Below are 18,060 nucleotides of genomic sequence, written 5' to 3' on the forward strand. Positions count from 1 at the left end.
AATACGGCGAAAGGATAGTTGGTGCTACCCCAGGCTTTTAGTTTAGCTTGCCAGCAACAAAACAAGCTGAAAAAAATATTGGGGGACAATGTGTTAGACAGAGCAGCCAAACCTATGGTCAGTCTGGTAGACAAATACCTACCGGACCCCTACCTATTCGTCATCATACTGACACTGCTGTCATTCGTTGCCGCTATGGTGTTCCAGGGGCATAGCCCCATGGCGGTAGTAGAGATGTGGGGGGACGGTTTCTGGAACCTGCTGACCTTCTCAATGCAAATGCTGCTGGTACTGGTCACCGGCTTCATGATGGCGAGCACCCCACTGGTGCGTGGCATCCTGAACCGGATTGCAGGCCTTGCCAGAACACCGGGCCAGGCAATTGTACTGGTTACCTTCATCGCGCTGATCGCCAGTTGGATCAACTGGGGCTTTGGCCTGGTGGTCGGCGCGCTGTTTGCCAAAGCCCTCGCCCGGCAAATCCGCGTACACTATCCGTTGCTGATCGCCAGTGCCTATTCCGGGTTCATTGTCTGGCACGGCGGGCTTGCAGGCTCCATCCCACTGACGATTGCCACAGAGAACCACTTCACTGCAGATGTGATCGGCGTTATCGGCACCAGTGAAACCATCTTCGCCTTCTTCAACCTGGCCATCGTCGCCGCACTTTTTATTATTGTGCCCCTGGTTAACCGACTCATGCTGCCAGACGAAAGAGACAGCGTGTACGCGGACCCTAAAATCCTGGACGATGAGCCCGACACCTCGGTTGTTATCAATCGCCCGGCCGACTACCTGGAGAACAGCAGAATACTTGCCTGGTTGATCGGATTCAGTGGTATCGCATTCATCTTCCAATACTTTATCGAGGGTGGCGGGCTGAACCTGAACATCGTGAACTTCATGTTCCTGTTCGTTGCCATCATCCTGCACCAGACCCCAAAGCGCCTGCTTGCCAGCCTGAATGAAGCCGTGAAAGGCGGCGCCGGCATCGTTATCCAGTTTCCGTTCTACGCCGGCATCATGAGCGTAATGACAGCTTCCGGACTGGCAGCAAGCATCTCAACAGGGTTTGTGTCCATTGCGAGCGCCGAGAGCTTGCCATTCTGGAGCTTTATCAGCGCCGGGGTGGTCAACATATTCGTGCCATCCGGCGGCGGCCAGTGGGCCGTTCAGGCGCCGGTTATGCTGCCTGCTGCACAGGAGCTTGGCGCTGACATATCCAGAGTGGCCATGGGGGTTGCGTGGGGCGACGCCTGGACCAATCTCTTACAACCTTTCTGGGCTCTGCCTGTGCTTGCCATCGCTGGGCTGAAAGCCAAGGACATCATGGGCTACTGCCTGATGCTGCTGATCGTCACCGGCATCATTATCAGCGCGGGCCTGACCTGGCTTTAACTGCCATCCAAATATAAAGGCCGGAGAGTAGCGCTACTCTCCGGCCTTTGACACGGATAAAAGCTATCTAGACACGCGTTCAGGACACGCCTCTAGCGCTTCCTCAGAATGGCGCGGTCGTGCTCAACAAAATCACATGCTTTTACCTTGGGCCATATGCCGCTCATGGAGCTCATTGTTATACTCACCAAGGCGCTCACGAGCGTTCTCAAGCTCTTTCCAGGCTTCCTGTAGCTCCGATAGATCTTCCTCGGCGGGCGCCTGGTCCTTGGTGCCACTATCGAGGCTTTCGTATTTGGCATCTATCCGCTCAGCCACGTTCTGGTACTTGGCCCAGGCCGCCTGATACTGTTCCCGCTCGCGTTTCCAGTTTTGTGCGTTTGCCATTGCTTACCTCCCACTGGTGCAATTGAGTGATGGGGGATCTTTCGCCTCACTCATCATGACGTTACGGCGGGAAGGGGCTTTTTCAACCAGAGACAAATTACGGAATAGACAGTTGGAAGCCGCCTGGGTTGAGCAGCCCCTCAAACATTTGTGCTGCTCATAACGACCCACGTTAGTTGCAGAATCATGACTGTCCTTCCCTACGGGTTCACCAGCACGTAGTCGATCGCCGCACACACGGCAGTAGCCTGCGCTGCATTGCATTGCTCGGGGGTCACTCGTGCGCTGTCGGGATAGACTTCAGTGGTGGTCCTGTATGGAGCACTGGTGATACTGGCGCACAGGCCCAGCTGTTTGAGCGGGTACTGAATGACGCCTCGAGCGGCGACCGGTGAGCCAAAGATCTCACCGTTACCATCAGCCGGTGCGATGTGTGTGACCTGCTCCACCGCCTCAATCAACGCCTGTTGAAACTCGGGCTCTGGGCTTTCGCTGTCATCGACCAGATAGAAGCCGTCAGGAATTTCCCCCGGCTCGAACGGCTTGCCGTCTCGGGCCGCGAGCGCGGGACGAAACTCGGTTTCATCCGTATCAGTGGTCTCGTGCAGATCGATATGCATCAATGCATGATCGCGAACGGGGGCCACCAGTCGCATAAGCGCCGCCGCCTCATCCGCCAAACCGTCATCTCGGAACGAACGGTTCGGGTCGACCGCGTTCGGGTTCCAGCGATGGATGCGCTCGTATGCCCAAGGGCTGACGCACGGCGCGACCAACAGATTGACACGGCCCGCGTAATCCGCCGCATGCTGATCAAGAAACTGCAGTGCGCCGTGTACACCGCTGGTTTCATAGCCGTGTACCCCGCCTGTTATCAGCACGACTGGCAAATCCTCACGCCAGTCGCGGCTGCGAATCGCCATCAGCGGATAACGGTTGGCGCCATAATCCAGACGGCCATACTCTTCCACATCAAAACGTGGGCGCAGACGCTCGATCACGCTCAACACATCAGACTCATAGCTCCGTTGACGGGTCTGCTGTGACAACCACTCAGCACGTTCCACCTCACCCCAGGGAGTGCCAGGCTTACCGATGGGATAGGGTGCGGGAGCCGTGTTCATATCATCTTTCCTCCATATGAGTTGTCAGACGTCGTACTCATCGTGGCGGCGATTCCATACGTAGGGCTCCGTCTGAGGCCAGCCTTCCGGTGAGTCTTCCCAAGTTTCCTGGCGACCAAAGGGGGTCAAATCCAGGTATGTCCAGAGAGTGCCGAGATATTCGACGCCACGCGCACCCGTATAGTAGGTGCGGTAGATATCATCTCCGTCGCGAATAAAAACACTGGCACCGTGTCGTTCACCGTTATCCGTGGTTGCGCCGAAATCGACGTTAAAGTCGCTCTCGTAAGACGAATACCATGGAACAGGCGCCGTCCATCCCATCCGCGACCTGTACTGCATGAGTTTTTCCCTTGGTGCGCGTGACACCATAACCAACGACGTATCGCGAGCATGCAGGTGGGCCGGGTGTGTCATGGCATCTACCAACCAGGAGCAACCGTCGCAGCCAGCGTTCCAATCCGGGGCAAACATGAAGTGATAAACAATGAGCTGACGGCGCCCTTCGAACAAATCGAGCAGGGACACTGCGCCATTTTCCCCCTGGAGCGTATAGTGCTTGGCCACCTTGACCATCGGTAACTTCCTACGCTCTGCGTTCAGTGCATCCCGTGCCCGGGTTAACTCTTTCTCTTTTACAAGAAGCTGATCCAGCGCCGCTTTCCACTGTTCCGAAGAAACGACCTCCGGTAGTGGCTGTTTATCTGTCGCCATTGTCTGAGTCTCCTATGCGTTCAATGTAGGGCCTCCGGCAACCGCGGAAACTACGTAACACTGCGCACGGTTTTGGGCTGGAGTTGTCGCCACACTAGTTCGACAGGTTTAGCTGCCAAGACACACCATACCTATCATTCAACCACCCGAATTTCTGGCTAAAACCATAATTATCCAGCGGCATTAGCTCTGAGCCACCTTCTGCCAGGGCTTTAAATACTTCCTCAATTTCGCTCGCCGATTCGCACTCAACATACAGCGACATGGAGGGCGTAAACGTAAATTGGTGATCAAGGTGGCTGTCGAGCGCCATAAACTCTCGACCGTTTATCTTAAACTTCGCCATTTTCACAGAACCTTCTGGTTCATGCTCGCCGGCCTGGTAACGTTGAATATCGACGATCTCTGAACCAACGAATAGCGAGGTATAAAACCTGATGGCCTCCTCGGCTTTCCCAGCCTGCTCTCCAACAAACATGAGTGATGTTGCAATAGATCTCATCTGTGCCTCCATTCCAATCAGATAACATTCCGCTGCGGGCCACACACGCGCGCATCCGCCCCTGGTGCTTAACGAGGTTGTAGAGAAACCGCTTCCAAGCGTTCCCACCACCAGTCTTGATTATGTTTTTTTACACGCCACGAACTCACCTTTGCCTACCGGCACAGTAGTGGTGGTAAACCCGCCAGTGCTGTCGACAAAATCAATGAATTCCCTCAGTTCCTCAGCGTGCGAAACCGCATTGTCACACACCAGAATGCCCCCGGGCCGAATGAGGGAAACGATTTGGCCAGCAACTTGAACGTAGCTCGCGCGGTCGGCGTCAAGAAAAACCAGATCAAACAAACGGCTAGCTTGCCCGAGATAATCGACGGCGCCCATTTGTACCACAGTGATCTTATGATCGAGATTGGCACGTTTGAAGTTGCTTTTGGCCTGACTAATCTTGAACGGAGACACTTCCAGAGTGGTCACATGTCCATCCTCTGGTAGCGCGGACGCTATCCACAAAGTGGAATAACCGTTAGACGTTCCGATCTCCAGAACCTGTCTCACTGCGCCAGCTTTTATCAGTACCGACAAGAACTCCCCGGTATCCCTGGTGATGTTGAGATACTTGCGATCTTTCTGCTCTACCGACGCATCGTTCTCTTTCCCTAGCGTCTCGAGTTCTTCTAAAAGTTCCTTGAGTTTCACGTCGCTACTCCAGAAGCAACATTCAGCTCAGCCAGCCGAATCTATCTTCAGTTCTACCAGATTGCAGTGCCCGCAGTGCGTCGCTCAGTTTTCGAGTGTTAGGGCCGGTGCTACCATCGCCTACCTTGTATGTAGCGCCTTTGTGCACAAACGACCCCACACCAGAAAGAACAGCCGCTGTTCCGGATAACGCGGCTTCTCCGGTCTGAATCCAATCCATGACCTCAGCAACGGTAAAATCTCGTTCGATGACGTCATAGTTCAAGTCTCGAGCAAGGGTTATTACCGAATCCCGGGTGACGCCATGCAGAAACGACGCATCCAAAGGCTTCGTGAGCAGCTGAGAATCATTGATCAGGAAGAAGTTCGACGCCCCTGTTTCCTGCACATCGCCGTTCGGGCAGAACAACACCTGATCTGCTCCATGTTCTTTCCTGGCTTTAACGACATGGCGAAGCGCTGAGGCATAATTACCTCCGGCTTTCGCCTGACCGAAGCCGGGAGTACTCCGCAACTCCTGATCTTCGATCAGGATAGTCAAACCATGACCACCTCTCGAGAAATAATCTCCGACGGGCGACGCCAACACATAGAGCATGGCCTGTGCAGAGGGCGCACCCGCCGAACCGATGTTCTCCTCCGTGCCAATCAGCGCCGGCCGTAGGTAGAGCGCACCAGGTGCTTCCGGTATATCGTCAAAACATAAATCAACGAGTTGGCGGATCATTGCTTCGACAATGTCGGCGGGCGGCAGAGGCAAGCAAAGCAACTCGGCGCTGCGCTGGAAGCGTTCAACATGGCGGTCGAGGCGAAAAATACGAACGCCGCCATTCTGCATCCGAAAAGCTTTCATGCCCTCGAAACACGAACTGCCATAATGCAACACATGAGATGCTGGGTGTAGCGGCAAAGGTCCTACCGGCAGTGTCTCCACCTCAGACCAACGCCCATCGGCAAAACGGACGAGTGTCATATGATCGCAAAACTGAGTGCCAAATGGCGAGGCGGTATGATTAGCTGACGATACAAGCTTTGCTGACGGGGTTTCTTTCACGATTGAATGCCTCCGCAGAGACAGCGACCCATTTGCTTCATCTGTACACCTCCTTGTCTGCTTGTTTGATCCCGTCAGAACCTGGACTGAATCGACTGTTCCATACCTAACATTCAGTTTGAATTTTGGCTCCCTTTTGAACCAAACCCATGAACCGGTGCAGGCCACCACTGCTGTGGCCTATTCGCTTTATATCTCAATGTACCACTTGGGTTTCGTGCGCCCGAAATCCCGGCGGACATTTGCTTTCAGTGCCTTCCTGGAATCCAACACCTTTGCATCACCACGCTCTCTGACCAAAGCGCCGTATCGTCGGCGTAAATACCCAGCGCGTTTGCAGTCCGTTTAGCCTCGGCATAACTGATGCCTGCTAAAGCTGCACTTGCGGCTATACCACAACCAGTGGTTTCTTCCTGAACAACGGGTTCCATATTTTTACCATCTGACACGGAACGAACCGTTAGAGCAATCCCCAACGGTTACTCATGCTGTAAAACATTGATGAGCTTCCCGAACGGATCACGAACATAGAACCGACGAACACCCCAGGGCTCACTTACCGGGCCATACTCAATCTCAATATTTCCATTCTTCACTCTCTCCAAAGCGATCTCCAGGTTATCAACCTCGATAGACAGATCAGGAACTGGCGTTCCGGAGCCACCTTCCGATGCCACGCTTACCTGAGTGGTCATTTCCTCGCCCGAGCTATAGGTTCTTATCCATCCATGATCCATCACAATCTTAAGCCCAAAAATAGCCGAGTAGAATTTCTCTGCTTCGGAGGGGGTTGCCGCCGCTATGTTGGTAACTATTCGTTTTACCTTCATTTTGTCTCCCACAGATTGAGGTTCATTTAGCTCTAACCGGTGACCGCTGAACCGCTAAGCGTCTGAAAGCTGAACGAAACTGTCGAGGCAAATGTTCTCGCTCATGAGTTCAGTTTGCCGCTGGCGCGGCCAACAAAATGCCTATTCTCTGTTGGTTCCAAGAAGGCTCATATGCGTTATGTGGTAGTTGCATCTACACAGAATTTTCACTTTTTTCGCTCATTTCGACATCGAGATCTTGGATTTGCTGAATGATTTTGATGAGCCTCTGACCAGACTTGGTCAGCGAATACTCGGTACGCGGTGGGACCTCCGGGAAGCTCTCCTTGTGCATCAGGCCATATGCCGTAAGTTTTCGAAGTCGTTCAGAGAGGACTTTTGCCGAGATTCCTTCAATATGTCGCTCAAGGGCCCCAGGCCGGTTAACCCCCTTCTCCACGGCGAGAAGGACGGAAACCGACCATTTGCAGCCCACTATGTCCTCCAACTTGCGATAGGTGCTGCGAGTCTGCAAGAATTTTTCTCCTTTCATTTCGACAAATTACACCAAAAGGTGCCCAGCCCACTCATTTGTGCCCACTAGTCAACGCACTCTGCCAACTCTATCGTTTAGTCGTGCGCACGCCAATCAACCAACAGATATTAGGAGTTCAATAATGAGTGGCAAAGCTATTTTCTACCACGCAGGATGCCCTGTATGTGTCGCTGCTGAGGACCATGTTGCCGAGGCGATTGATCGCTCTCGCTACGATGTTGAAGTGGTCCATCTTGGCAATGACAAGGCGAGAATCGCCGAAGCCGAGGCAGCCGGAGTCAAGTCAGTCCCGGCTCTTGTCTTGGAAGGGGCTCCGTTCCATATCAACTTTGGGGCAAGCATCTCAGATCTGAAGTAATCGTTGCCTCCACTCGCGGCGCCTCTGATTGCTGAGGCGCCGTACTTTCGCTGTCTAACGTCCTGTCGAGTTCAACTCCTCCGCTAACAACTCCACCGATTGGGTTATCTCAGCTTTACTTAACGCTCCAAACCCAAATCGCAGGTGAGTCGGCGCCACCTGATCGTCCGTATAAGCAGTACTAAGGGTCGAATCCTTACCTGGCAGGCTATCCAGCTCCCGGCTTTTGGCCAGCTTGGAAATATCAACCCAGATAGCCATTCCGCCGGTAGGCAAGGTAAAAGATACCTTGTCACCAAATACCCGGGCGAACTCGGCTGCAGCAAAATTACGCCGGGCCTCATACTCCTTGCGCGTCTTACGAATGTGACGCCGGACCTCACCAGACTCCATCAGGTTAGACAAAACCTGCTCTGTGACTGTATTGCCCTGACGGTCAATGAGTATGATTTCCTGTGCAGCACGTTCAATGAACCGGATATCCGCTGCGATGTAGCCAAGCCTTAAACCCGGCGCAAACACTTTGGACATCGAGCCGATATGCACCACGTTCTCGGCATTGGGCAAGCTCGCAAGTGGGGGAACAGGGTTCGTCTCATAGTGGAATTCATGGTCATAATCATCCTCCAACACCGCGAACCTGTGTGCTTTGGAAAGTTCTAGCAGTGTTAGCCGCCGATCCATGGGCAGGCAAACGGTGGTGGGATACTGGTGATGCGGTGTGACATAAATGGCGGCAACCGAATGCTCGGCGAGTAATGCCTGTAGGTGTTCGATATCCAGCCCCTGGCCATCCAGCCTGCATTTCAGCACCTTGAAACCATTCGACTCGAAGGCTGCCCGGGCGGGCAGATAGCAGAGATCTTCCATCACGATGGCCCCCTTACTCGGGTCTAGAATACGGGAAGCGAGATAGATACCCATCTGGCTACCCCTGACAATGCACACCTGCTCGGCTGAGCAATTCATAAAGCGGTCACCAGACAGCATCTTCGCAACCGACTTGCGCAGGTCAACACTGCCTTTGGGATCGCCATAGCCCAGCCTGGAGTTGCGGCTCAGCTCAATACAGACCCGTCGATAAGTGCGCGCCAGCAGTTGATAGGGGATCAACCGGGAATCCGGGGTGCCGTCATTGGTGACCGGCATTGCGTTGTAGGCGCTAAGCGCGTCCTGATAGAGGATTTCCACCAGCTCCGAGGCGGATCGAGTCCTGTTGGTACTGTTAACCAGTTGATGGTCAGAGGACGACAGCCCCTGCTCGGGCAGGGTCTCGGACACAAAGGTTCCCGACCGCGGGCGCGTAACCAGCCAGCCCTGGGCCTCCAGCTCCTCATACACCTGTTGCACGGTTTTGCGATTTACACCCAACTGCTCGGCCAGTGAGCGGGAGCCCGGCAGCATGCTCCCCGGCGACAGCCGGCCTTCCTTGATATCCACCGTCAACGTATTCAGCAATCTTGCATGCAGGGTTTTGCCGGGGCTGTCCTCCAGCCACAGCTGCGTTTTCCAGGGTCTTAACATGCCCGCCTCTCCACTGGACCAGAAAACCTAACAAAACTGGCTCTTATTGCCGGTCCAGAATAGCGATATCGTTCTCCCCACGTCAAAGCTGACACCAAGGAGAACGCGTATGAAGACCGCCACCACAAGCAAGCAGGCACTGATGCAGAGCACCGAACGCGATATGCAAAGCCTGATTCAGGATATGGAACTGACCGACCATGAGAAGCTCGCGCTCACCTGTCGCATTCTGTTCGACAAGGGCCATGACTCCGGCCTGGCGGGCCAGATCACCTGTCGTACCGAGCACCGCGACACCTTCCTGACCCAGCGACTGGGGCTGGGGTTCGACGAGATTACGGCCGACAACCTGATCACTGTCGACCATGATCTCAAGCCGCTGGCAGGGGAAGGCATGCCCAACCCCGCCAACCGCTTCCATACCTGGATCTACAAAGAGCATCCGGAGGTTAACTGCATTATTCACACCCACCCGACCCACGTGGCTGCGCTGGCCATGCTGGAGGTACCACTGCAGATCTCCCAGATGGACGTCTGCGCTCTGTACGACGACTGCTCGTTCGTCGCGGACTGGCCTGGTGTCCCCGTAGGCAATGAGGAAGGCGTGCTGATCTCAAACGCCCTGGGCAACAACCGCGCCGTATTCCTCTCCCACCACGGCCAACTGGTCACCGGCAAGACGATCGAAGAGGCCTGCAACCTGGCCGTGCTGATAGAGCGCGCGGCACAGCTGCAGCTGCTTGCGATGGCTGCAGGAGAGATCAAGCCGCTGCCACACGAGCTGGCCCGGGAAGCACACGACTGGGTATCCACCGACAAGCGCAACAAAGTGAATTTTGCCTACTACGCACGGCAGGCGCTTAAACACCACGCGGACTGCATTTAACAACCTTTTTTCGAGGAACAGGACATGAACCTATCAGGCATCATTGGCTATCCGGTAACCCCTTTTAGCCAGGACAATAAACAGGTTGACCTCAATAAGCTCGGCGACGTCATCGATGTGCTGCTTGAAGCCAAAGTGGACGCCATAGCGGCCTTGGGCAGTGCCGGTGAAGCCGCCTATTTGAGTGAAGCGGAATGGAAGCAGGTCGCCGAGTACACGGTGCGGCATATTGCGGGTAAGGTGCCGGTGGTCATCGGCATCGCCGAGCTGACCACCGAACAGGCTATGCGAAAAGCGCAGCATGTCTATCAAATTGGTGCGGACGCGATCATGCTCTCGCCATTCTCGTACTACAAGTTGAGCGAGGCGGAAACCTTCCAGCACTATGAAACAGTCGCAAGCGCCAGCCCACTGCCCATCATGATCTACAACAACCCCGCCACCTGCGGCGTGGATATGTCCCCAGAATTCATGCTGGAAATGGTTGAGCGCATCCCGAACGCCAGCATGATCAAGGAAAGCACCGGCGACATTCAGCGTATGCATAAAATCTACACGCTATCGGATGGCAAAGTGCCATTCTTTAATGGCTGCAACCACATGGCCCTCGAAGCCCTCAATGCGGGTGCCACCGGCTGGTGTACGGCGGCACCCTGCCTGATCGGTGACAAGCCGAAGCAGCTGTATGATGCCGTTAAGCAAGGTGAAAACGAGAAAGCCAAAGAGCTGTTTTACCGGCAGTACGCGTTTCTGGAGTTTATCGTTTCATCGGGCTTGGCGGCAGCGGTGAAATCCGGCCTGGCCCTGCAAGGCAACGATGTCGGCAACCCGAGAAAGCCTCTTCTGCCTTTGAATGAGCAGGCACAGCAGCGCCTTCAGGGAATGTTGGAGGGGCTTGCTTAAGAGCAGGTGATAACAAAGGCTATTGCGGAGTTATCGATGCCTGTCTATTGAAGTGAGGGAAGTCCACGGTTTTGTGGTGAAGGCGCCGCCGCAACGAAAAAGCCGTGGACTTAAAGGCTCTTAACTATGCTCTTCGGCCCGGAGTGTCAGTACCTCATAACCATCGGAGGTAACGGCCACTGTATGCTCCCACTGAGCCGACAGCTTCTTGTCACTGGTGACAACGGTCCACCCATCCTTCTTCAACTTAACCTTGGCCTTACCCTGGTTAAACATGGGCTCTATTGTAAACACCATGCCTTCCTGGAGGACCAACCCTTTTCCACGCTGGCCATAGTGCAGAACCTGTGGCTCTTCATGCATTTCTCGACCAATCCCATGCCCACAATACTCGCGAACAACTGAATAGCCGTTCTTCTGGGCGTGGCTTTGAATGGCATGGCCGACATCTCCAAGTGTGGCACCAGGCTTTACGCTTCGAATCCCTTCCCACATGGCTTCATAGGTTTTATCGACCAAACGCCTGGCGACCGGAGTCACGTCGCCGATCATGTACATTTTGCTGGAATCAGCGATAAATCCGCCCTGCTCTAACGTGATATCTACGTTGATGATATCCCCGGATTTCAGCTTCTGAGCGGTTGAAGGAACGCCGTGGCATACAACCCGGTTTACAGAGCTATTCAGAACATACTGATACCCATACTGACCTTTACTCGCTGGGCGAGCGTTCAGCTGATCGACAATGTACCTCTCCGCAAGATTGTTGATATCCATTGTAGATACGCCGATCTCCATATGGCCATCAAGGTAGTCGAAAACCGTTGCGAGAAGCCGACCGGACTCCCGCATTGCACTCAGTTCCTCGGTGCTTTTCCGTTTTACACTAGCCACCGACAGCCTTCCTTATGTCTACCTCGGCCAGCTTCATTTGGTCGCGCATGATTTCGGAGAACGACATGCTGGGATTCGCCTCGGCAAGCATGCCAACTTTTATCCAATATTCAGCCTGAGCATTGATAGAGCGAACCATCACGGCACTTGCCTTGCGGATCTCCCCGTGTAATTCATCGTCAATCTTAACAATTCCCATAGCAGCCCCTTAATATACGATTTATATACGGATCATATATCGACAGTGGCAGCCATTCAAGATGAGTAATGAACTGTTTAACGTGTGGCTGCACTGCGCAGAAAAGCGCAGCATAGGTAGGTCTGACATCCCATTGCCGAAGTATCAATCGTTCAGTTCTAAGTCATGGTTCAGGTGGTGCCTTGGAAAAGGACCATCAAGCGCTTGTCGCGTGGATGGCGTTATTAGCTTCTGCTATCTCATATTGGCTAAATACCTGGATATTATGCCGACGTAACAACGCAGCCGTAACACCCATGCCTGGAGTTCGGTTACCTGAAAAGCGACCGTCATAGATAAATGAACTTCCACAAGAAGGACTGGACTCGGCCAGTATCGCTATCTCAATACTGAACTTTTTGCACAATTCCAGAGCAATAGAAGCACCTGCAATAAAATCGTCGGTGACAATATTTCCGCCCTTTTCAATAACGTCGGATTCGCCGTCTAATACATTGTTCCCGCTTCCTCCGTAAATCTCCGCAGGCATCCTTGGGATATTCATTCCGGCTTCAACTTCGGGACACACTGAAACAACCCGACCTTCTGTTATCCAGGTCTCTACAAGCTGATCATTCATCGAAAGGCTCCCACCATCGTATCGAACCCGTTTCCCTAGAAGGCAGGCGCTCATTAATACTCTTCTCAACTTACTAGACCTCAATATTGCTGTGTTTATGCAGCATTCTCAAAATGCCATTGCCGATGATATCGCCACGATCAGCAGCCCAACCCACCCCGGGTGCATTCCTTTAGTTGCGAAAAGTACCAATGCGCTGGACACGCCCATTGAAATTGCCACCGCTCGGAGAAACAAGCCTCGGACATCGGTGACCGGATAAAGAGACATGAAAACAAGTACCCCCGCAATGGCCAGACCGAATACAGAAACGATGTGCCATGTGGCCCACAAAATTCTAACGTAACGCTCTCTGAGGACCGGCTGCCCCTGCGTTGGGACAATTGTCTCTTTACGCATTCGCTGGAAAATCAGAACTTCGCCAAGCGCTGAATGGACAACCGCTACAACGATGGCGACCAGTCCACCAACTAACAACCAGCTTTCACTCGCCATCCGATTCATTCCTTTGATGCAGGGTCAGGGTGTAGTGGCTTACTTTAGCGCGTCCACCGACACGTATAGAGAATTACCATTGCAGCTTGCTATTTGCTACTGGCAGCAAGGTGAGATGGCCTTTATTTGAGGCTTGGGGGTCGAAACCATAGTCTCTGGTGATGTGCTTGACCTATGAGGCACACGGTTGGAGTGAAAAAATGAAAAGCCCAAACCACACATTACCAAGAAGTATCAGTAACTTGATGCCGCCCCGCGCAAAGGCCGGAATATTTTGATATCGGAATAAATACCCGATCACCACCCATTGCACAACCAGCCACACGACTGAGAAATACAGAAAACCTTTGTGGCACTCTACGTCAGTTGCTGTGTAATACGCATACCACCAAGCCGAAACTGCCCCCGTAGCGAGTAGCACAAGAATCACGCAAGATAGAATATTGCGCCAACGCGGGTAACCCGTGCTTAAAAGCTTTTCTTTCGCTTGGCTAAATTTTGCTGTCATTCAAGTCTCTTTTCCAATTGCCACAAAACGAATGCCAACCTCCGACTCGATTTTGCTGAATAACTCCTTAACTAGAACCTTCCGAATCACCGAGGTGCGCCCCTGCATCATATTAATCTTAATAACCGTGTAAGCGGGTGATCTACCACCTGGATAGTAAAAGTCCTCAGCATCCATTGGGATGAAACGGGCAACATGTGCGCCACATCAGTAGCGTCTCTTGACCTCGTTAAGCATTTGACTCCAGGGCATAACTCTGCAGATCAAGGCCATAGAATTTGGTGCCGGGCGTCGGGTTGAAAAAATAGGGCTCGATTTCCTCAAAGCCCATTAACTCGTATAGTTCCTGGGCTTTTTTCGTAGGAGGCACGGCATCCAAAACGACTCGGGTATAACCCATTCTTTTCAGCTTCAATAGCAGATTGTCCATGAGCACACGCCCGAGTCCCTTACCCTGATACTGTCGACGTACGTACAGGCGCTTCACCTCGGCTGTGTACTCGTCAATCCGTCTAAACCCAACACCACCGGCGATACGAAAACGTTCTATTGCGAATGTATATTGGCCGCTAGGCGGCGAGAACAGTGCTTCGAGCGAGGCCATCTCTCCCTCAAAATCCTGATAGGAAAGATCGATACCCAGCCAATCTGCATACTCGAGAATAAGCTTTCTTAACTCATCGCTATCTGCGGGGAAGACCACATCCCTGATCATAACCATCTCTTCCGTGTTTTAGACTATTGCTCAACACCTTTGTTTGGCAGCGCCCCTGTGGCTTAACGAAAAGGCATTCGGTGGAGGCCGGAGGCCCAAAACGTACTTGAGCGACCTGCTACACATTGACTGAATACTTAAGGTCACGTGCCTCGTCTCCAGTCATACCCCGAAATCCCCAACAATGGGCAGGCTGCTCCTTAATTGTCACTTCGATATCTACAGGAGATATGCCAACCACAGACTCAATTTTTCTGAAAAGTTCCTTGATCAAAGCCTTTTGGGTCTCTGGAGCCCTCCCCTGCATCATATTGATCTCTATGGCAGTGTAGGCTGGAGTTCTGCCACCTGGGTAATAAAAATCTTCGGCATCCATAGGGATAAAACGATGAGCCCGCTTGTCTTCCGGCATTCCGAGTACGGATTGCATGCATCCGTGAATGACCTCAGAGAGCTGAGCTTTGACCGGGTTAAGGTGTTCTTTGATTCCATATATGACTATCACGATGCCTCCTGCAATATGTGTAACGCTCCCATAACTCAATTCGATAATTAAGAGATTCTATACTCCATGAATACAGCTTCTGGGTGAGGGTTGAACCGGTACGGCTCGATTTCCTTGAAGCCAAAAGCTTGGTACAACCGCAAGGCCTTATCAAGCTCACGAACGCTGTCGAGTCGCACTGAACCATAACCCATTTCCTTCGCCTGACAGAGCAAAGCTTCAGTCAGAGCTTTACCGATACCCATGCCATGGTAGTCTGGCAAAACATACATCCGCTTCATCTCAGCAACTCCGGGCTCGAACTCTCTGAGGCCGACAGCACCAACATGCACTCCCTCAAAAGAGCTCAGCAATAGCGCACCTTTGGGTGGACCGTACAATTGGCAGCGATGCCAACTCACTGGAAAAGCCCTGAAACTCCAAATCCAGCCCTAGAAATTCTGCATATGCACGAATCAACCTACCACCCAAATCAAACTGTTCGGCGGTCTCAGCCACCTCAATACTTACGGACATCCTTATCTCCTAACGCTGGCTTTTGCGACGGTTTTGTTAGTCACGCCACGGTTTGAGCATGACCTCTAACTGAATCATACAAGATGATGACTGAGAGCCAGGTGGCCGCTGGCGCGGCCCCAAAAAGACTATTGCTTATTGATCCCAAGAAGGATCATATGGGTTATGCGCTTCTTCAGGCTGCAACAAGCCTCTTCACGTTGAGCTCTTTGCGATGTTGTTCGGCATGCCAGAGTTCATATTGGGACTGCTGATTCAACCAGCTTTCTGCCGAAGTATCGAAAGCAATAGAGAGCCGGATCGCCATTTCAGGACTGATGCCAGCTTTGCCATTTAACACGGCACTTAGCGTTTTGCGGCTAACACCCAATGCTTTAGCCGCCGCCGTGACAGAGAGGCCAAGGGGCTCAAGACAAAGCTCTCGCAGTACTTCACCCGGGTGCCAGAGAGTTCGTGCAAACGAAGGCCGGGTAAGTCCATATCTTTGGCATTCGCCGCTGCATCGCCTCAACTATTTTCCTACCAACACCTTTACCGTGTTGATCTGGGTGCACGAGTAGCTGATGGTAATACACTACCAAGCTACCGTCTGAAATTGGGTTACCGAGGCTAATGAGCTCGCCATTAATCCTCGTGGTTACCACTCTCTACCACGCTCAGAAGGTGCAAACTAACGATTGCAAGCGCGGCTACAGCGACATTCGTTGACACAGGGTTGAAGGCTGCCCCAAGCAGCATGGGCTGCATCAGAGCCACAAATGCCAGCAAGCCGATCATTGCAATCAATGTAACGACTATCGGCCATCGCTGGCGCCAAAATATCAAGACAACAGCCGACATGGTGATCTCTAGTACGCCACCGATAGTTGCCAACTGCAACGCACCAGCCGGTGAAAAGCCCGCTGCCATCCCCATAGCCAGTTCATCCTCATGCGGATAGAGCAGTTTCGGAATCAAGCCATGATAGAACCAAATAAAGGCGATAGCGCCACGGCAGACTGCATAGCTAAAAAATGGGCTACTCGCCCAGGAACCTCGAATCATGATCTTTATCCGGAATCATACAAACTTCATAGCGACCGAAAAGCTTGTAACGATTTAGTGCGATGCGGTCGTAAAGCCAGTCCCGAATGACTGAGGGGACAACCCAGCCAATACAGAAAAGTGGCCACGGCCATGGTAACCGAAGCATTACTCTGAAAAACGCTGAGGACTTCGTGTATATGTTGGGCCCTTCAGCAAGCAGCATGGTTTCGTATGAATCCGTTGGGAAACCATGCGATTCCAGAATGGCCTGGCCTTCAGGTGACTGAACAGTCGCCAACTTGAATCGACGCTTTCTATCAAACCTGATGAGGAACCGCGCCCACGCGGAACACAATCGGCACACTCCGTCGAACAGGACCACTCGATCCTCGGGGGCAATATTTGCTTCAGATTGCGATTGTTGTTTCATAACTGAGGTAACGTCTACTTTAAAGCGCCGGTGCCGAACACAGCGAAGTACCGGCTGGTTTGAACGGTTTTTTATATTTCACTCTGCTAAACGCGCCAGAGCATGCTCTTCCGCCAAGAATCTCTGGTTATGTGATCCTAGCTCACTCTGGCAGGACCTCGAACTCTGGCACGTCTCCAATCGCTTCGTCCCAAACCGCTCTGCTCGATGTAAAGATGTGCGCAGTTGGCAACACAGAGACTTCAGTGTCCAAACACCCTGCGGGAACAACGAGCAAACCTGCGACCTGAGTGTTTGGCAATGCCGAACCACACAACTTACAGAAGCTTTTGTTATGACGAGTGCCAGGGAGCGTAAAGGAAGTCACAGCATCTACACCCGACTGCCAGACCAATTTAGCTGACTGCGAGAATAAATTTGCCGCATGAGCGGATCCCGTATCTTTCTGGCAATACTCACAATGACACAGGTAAAAGCTGTCGAAGTCCCCATGGACCTCAAATTTCGCTGTGCCACACAGGCAGGAACCGACATGCTTAGTCATAGGATTCTCTTCTATGATCTGCAGGTGACGCGGCACATCAATGCCTCACTCAATCGATATATCAGCGTTCATCTGCAAGTGAGTTATTAGATACCTCGCTGAGATCGATTTTCTTTACATCTCGCAAATTCCTGAAGTCCTTAGACATAAGCCTTGCCAAGAATGAAAAAACCAACATCACTAACATTCCTAGGAAGCTGGTTACACTGTTATCTGAAAACAGTAGCTGAGTGGCCATCAGAAGACCAAGAAAGAAAATTATCGAAGCCGAGACTAAAGAGTATAAAGAGGCGAACTTCTCGAACCTAGATATCGACAGCTTTAGTCCGCCGTCAGAGGAGGGCTCCAAATACCTCGAGATTCCTTGCAATCTATCAAGAGAAACGTTACCCGATAAATAAAGTCGCATTAACGCTTTCGACTTTTTTGGTGATGACTTTATTCCAGAGACCACCCTAAATACCTCATTGTTTTTCAAGTCACTTAGAAAATCCCTATGAAGCCCAGACTCCTTGACTATCTCGGATAGATCAGCAATTCGCCTATATGATCTACGAATAATGTACTCCTCATAGAAGTCGTAAATGCTTTTGGCAACTTTCAGAGCTAGCCCAACAACCGACACCATCACTGCAAAGACTAAGGTGACGGAATGCTCATTTAGTATGTCAGCGATCTCTATGCCCATAATTATTTAC

29 protein-coding genes are annotated in these 18,060 nt (G+C 52.3%); 4 read left to right on the plus strand and 25 right to left on the minus strand.

What is annotated here, in order from left to right:
* The first annotated feature begins 90 nt into the window (after positions 1-90).
* Positions 91-1,398, plus strand: a complete 1,308-nt coding sequence (locus tag B3M52_RS12190; RefSeq protein ID WP_075196020.1) for a short-chain fatty acid transporter — start codon at positions 91-93, stop codon at positions 1,396-1,398.
* Positions 1,399-1,530: 132 nt separating this feature from the next.
* On the opposite strand, the gene B3M52_RS12195 is transcribed toward B3M52_RS12190, so the two are convergent.
* From B3M52_RS12195 to B3M52_RS12230, 8 genes are all read right to left on the minus strand, one after another.
* Positions 1,531-1,785: a hypothetical protein gene (locus B3M52_RS12195; protein ID WP_075195922.1), complete on the minus strand. Its 255-nt coding sequence runs from the start codon at positions 1,783-1,785 to the stop codon at positions 1,531-1,533.
* 200 nt (positions 1,786-1,985) lie between these two features.
* Complete coding sequence (locus B3M52_RS12200; RefSeq protein WP_075195923.1) at positions 1,986-2,909, minus strand: M14 family metallopeptidase; 924 nt, start codon at positions 2,907-2,909, stop codon at positions 1,986-1,988.
* A 24-nt stretch (positions 2,910-2,933) separates the two neighbouring features.
* Positions 2,934-3,623, minus strand: coding sequence for a DUF899 domain-containing protein (locus tag B3M52_RS12205; protein ID WP_075195924.1), 690 nt, complete (start codon positions 3,621-3,623; stop codon positions 2,934-2,936).
* A gap of 94 nt (positions 3,624-3,717) precedes the next feature.
* The gene (locus B3M52_RS12210) at positions 3,718-4,125 is read right to left on the minus strand and encodes a VOC family protein (RefSeq protein WP_041335301.1); all 408 of its coding nucleotides are present in this window, start codon (positions 4,123-4,125) and stop codon (positions 3,718-3,720) included.
* A 120-nt stretch (positions 4,126-4,245) separates the two neighbouring features.
* The gene (locus B3M52_RS12215) at positions 4,246-4,821 is read right to left on the minus strand and encodes an O-methyltransferase (RefSeq protein WP_075195925.1); all 576 of its coding nucleotides are present in this window, start codon (positions 4,819-4,821) and stop codon (positions 4,246-4,248) included.
* 22 nt (positions 4,822-4,843) lie between these two features.
* Positions 4,844-5,875, minus strand: coding sequence for a branched-chain amino acid aminotransferase (locus B3M52_RS12220; protein ID WP_075195926.1), 1,032 nt, complete (start codon positions 5,873-5,875; stop codon positions 4,844-4,846).
* Positions 5,876-6,354: 479 nt separating this feature from the next.
* The gene (locus tag B3M52_RS12225; RefSeq protein ID WP_075195927.1) at positions 6,355-6,705 is read right to left on the minus strand and encodes a VOC family protein; all 351 of its coding nucleotides are present in this window, start codon (positions 6,703-6,705) and stop codon (positions 6,355-6,357) included.
* A gap of 193 nt (positions 6,706-6,898) precedes the next feature.
* Positions 6,899-7,219: a winged helix-turn-helix transcriptional regulator gene (locus B3M52_RS12230; RefSeq protein ID WP_218618582.1), complete on the minus strand. Its 321-nt coding sequence runs from the start codon at positions 7,217-7,219 to the stop codon at positions 6,899-6,901.
* A gap of 142 nt (positions 7,220-7,361) precedes the next feature.
* On the opposite strand from B3M52_RS12230, the gene B3M52_RS12235 reads away from it, so the two are divergent.
* Entirely contained in the window at positions 7,362-7,598 is a 237-nt protein-coding gene (locus B3M52_RS12235; protein ID WP_075195929.1) for a thioredoxin family protein, read from the plus strand.
* Positions 7,599-7,652: 54 nt separating this feature from the next.
* Here the strand turns inward: B3M52_RS12235 and B3M52_RS12240 are convergent, their stop codons facing one another.
* The gene (locus B3M52_RS12240) at positions 7,653-9,122 is read right to left on the minus strand and encodes a PLP-dependent aminotransferase family protein (RefSeq protein WP_075195930.1); all 1,470 of its coding nucleotides are present in this window, start codon (positions 9,120-9,122) and stop codon (positions 7,653-7,655) included.
* A gap of 109 nt (positions 9,123-9,231) precedes the next feature.
* On the opposite strand from B3M52_RS12240, the gene B3M52_RS12245 reads away from it, so the two are divergent.
* Both B3M52_RS12245 and B3M52_RS12250 read left to right on the plus strand, forming a co-directional pair.
* A complete protein-coding gene (locus B3M52_RS12245) occupies positions 9,232-10,008 on the plus strand; it encodes an aldolase (protein WP_075195931.1) in 777 nt (258 codons plus the stop codon).
* A gap of 24 nt (positions 10,009-10,032) precedes the next feature.
* Positions 10,033-10,911: a dihydrodipicolinate synthase family protein gene (locus B3M52_RS12250; RefSeq protein WP_075195932.1), complete on the plus strand. Its 879-nt coding sequence runs from the start codon at positions 10,033-10,035 to the stop codon at positions 10,909-10,911.
* A gap of 120 nt (positions 10,912-11,031) precedes the next feature.
* On the opposite strand, the gene map is transcribed toward B3M52_RS12250, so the two are convergent.
* The 16 genes from map to B3M52_RS12325 all read right to left on the minus strand — a co-directional run bounded on the left by map (position 11,032) and on the right by B3M52_RS12325 (position 18,050).
* Complete coding sequence (map, locus tag B3M52_RS12255) at positions 11,032-11,805, minus strand: type I methionyl aminopeptidase (RefSeq protein ID WP_075195933.1); 774 nt, start codon at positions 11,803-11,805, stop codon at positions 11,032-11,034.
* Positions 11,798-12,004 carry a ParD-like family protein gene (locus B3M52_RS12260; protein WP_075195934.1) on the minus strand — a complete coding sequence of 69 codons (207 nt, stop codon included), beginning with the start codon at positions 12,002-12,004 and terminating at the stop codon, positions 11,798-11,800. Before B3M52_RS12260 ends, map begins: the two co-directional genes overlap by 8 nt.
* A 196-nt stretch (positions 12,005-12,200) precedes the next feature.
* The gene (locus B3M52_RS12265) at positions 12,201-12,692 is read right to left on the minus strand and encodes a DUF523 domain-containing protein (protein ID WP_228712221.1); all 492 of its coding nucleotides are present in this window, start codon (positions 12,690-12,692) and stop codon (positions 12,201-12,203) included.
* A 39-nt stretch (positions 12,693-12,731) separates the two neighbouring features.
* Positions 12,732-13,118, minus strand: a complete 387-nt coding sequence (locus B3M52_RS12270; protein ID WP_075195936.1) for a hypothetical protein — start codon at positions 13,116-13,118, stop codon at positions 12,732-12,734.
* Between the two features lie 172 nt (positions 13,119-13,290).
* Complete coding sequence (locus tag B3M52_RS12275) at positions 13,291-13,626, minus strand: hypothetical protein (RefSeq protein WP_075195937.1); 336 nt, start codon at positions 13,624-13,626, stop codon at positions 13,291-13,293.
* Positions 13,627-13,809, minus strand: coding sequence for a tautomerase family protein (locus B3M52_RS12280; RefSeq protein WP_256713615.1), 183 nt, complete (start codon positions 13,807-13,809; stop codon positions 13,627-13,629).
* 46 nt (positions 13,810-13,855) lie between these two features.
* A complete protein-coding gene (locus B3M52_RS12285) occupies positions 13,856-14,341 on the minus strand; it encodes a GNAT family N-acetyltransferase (protein WP_178380789.1) in 486 nt (161 codons plus the stop codon).
* 118 nt (positions 14,342-14,459) lie between these two features.
* The gene (locus B3M52_RS12290) at positions 14,460-14,846 is read right to left on the minus strand and encodes a tautomerase family protein (protein ID WP_036204345.1); all 387 of its coding nucleotides are present in this window, start codon (positions 14,844-14,846) and stop codon (positions 14,460-14,462) included.
* A gap of 47 nt (positions 14,847-14,893) precedes the next feature.
* Entirely contained in the window at positions 14,894-15,247 is a 354-nt protein-coding gene (locus B3M52_RS12295) for a GNAT family N-acetyltransferase (RefSeq protein ID WP_178380790.1), read from the minus strand.
* The gene (locus tag B3M52_RS12300) at positions 15,183-15,362 is read right to left on the minus strand and encodes a hypothetical protein (protein ID WP_127400811.1); all 180 of its coding nucleotides are present in this window, start codon (positions 15,360-15,362) and stop codon (positions 15,183-15,185) included. The genes B3M52_RS12295 and B3M52_RS12300 overlap by 65 nt, the downstream gene beginning before the upstream one ends.
* A gap of 175 nt (positions 15,363-15,537) precedes the next feature.
* Positions 15,538-15,873: a HigA family addiction module antitoxin gene (locus B3M52_RS12305; protein WP_273633663.1), complete on the minus strand. Its 336-nt coding sequence runs from the start codon at positions 15,871-15,873 to the stop codon at positions 15,538-15,540.
* Positions 15,794-16,006, minus strand: a complete 213-nt coding sequence (locus B3M52_RS20025) for a GNAT family N-acetyltransferase (RefSeq protein WP_127400810.1) — start codon at positions 16,004-16,006, stop codon at positions 15,794-15,796. Before B3M52_RS20025 ends, B3M52_RS12305 begins: the two co-directional genes overlap by 80 nt.
* Complete coding sequence (locus B3M52_RS12310) at positions 15,987-16,406, minus strand: DoxX-like family protein (RefSeq protein WP_075195939.1); 420 nt, start codon at positions 16,404-16,406, stop codon at positions 15,987-15,989. Before B3M52_RS12310 ends, B3M52_RS20025 begins: the two co-directional genes overlap by 20 nt.
* On the minus strand, positions 16,381-16,818 hold the full coding sequence (locus tag B3M52_RS12315; RefSeq protein ID WP_075195940.1) for a thiol-disulfide oxidoreductase DCC family protein: 438 nt from the start codon (positions 16,816-16,818) through the stop codon (positions 16,381-16,383). Before B3M52_RS12315 ends, B3M52_RS12310 begins: the two co-directional genes overlap by 26 nt.
* A 142-nt stretch (positions 16,819-16,960) precedes the next feature.
* Positions 16,961-17,362, minus strand: a complete 402-nt coding sequence (locus B3M52_RS12320) for a GFA family protein (RefSeq protein WP_075195941.1) — start codon at positions 17,360-17,362, stop codon at positions 16,961-16,963.
* 61 nt (positions 17,363-17,423) lie between these two features.
* Positions 17,424-18,050, minus strand: coding sequence for a hypothetical protein (locus B3M52_RS12325; RefSeq protein WP_286749632.1), 627 nt, complete (start codon positions 18,048-18,050; stop codon positions 17,424-17,426).
* Between the last annotated feature and the right edge of the window lie 10 nt (positions 18,051-18,060).

This window comes from Marinobacter sp. UBA2688, from assembly GCF_002352785.1.
GTDB lineage: Bacteria > Pseudomonadota > Gammaproteobacteria > Pseudomonadales > Oleiphilaceae > Marinobacter > Marinobacter salarius.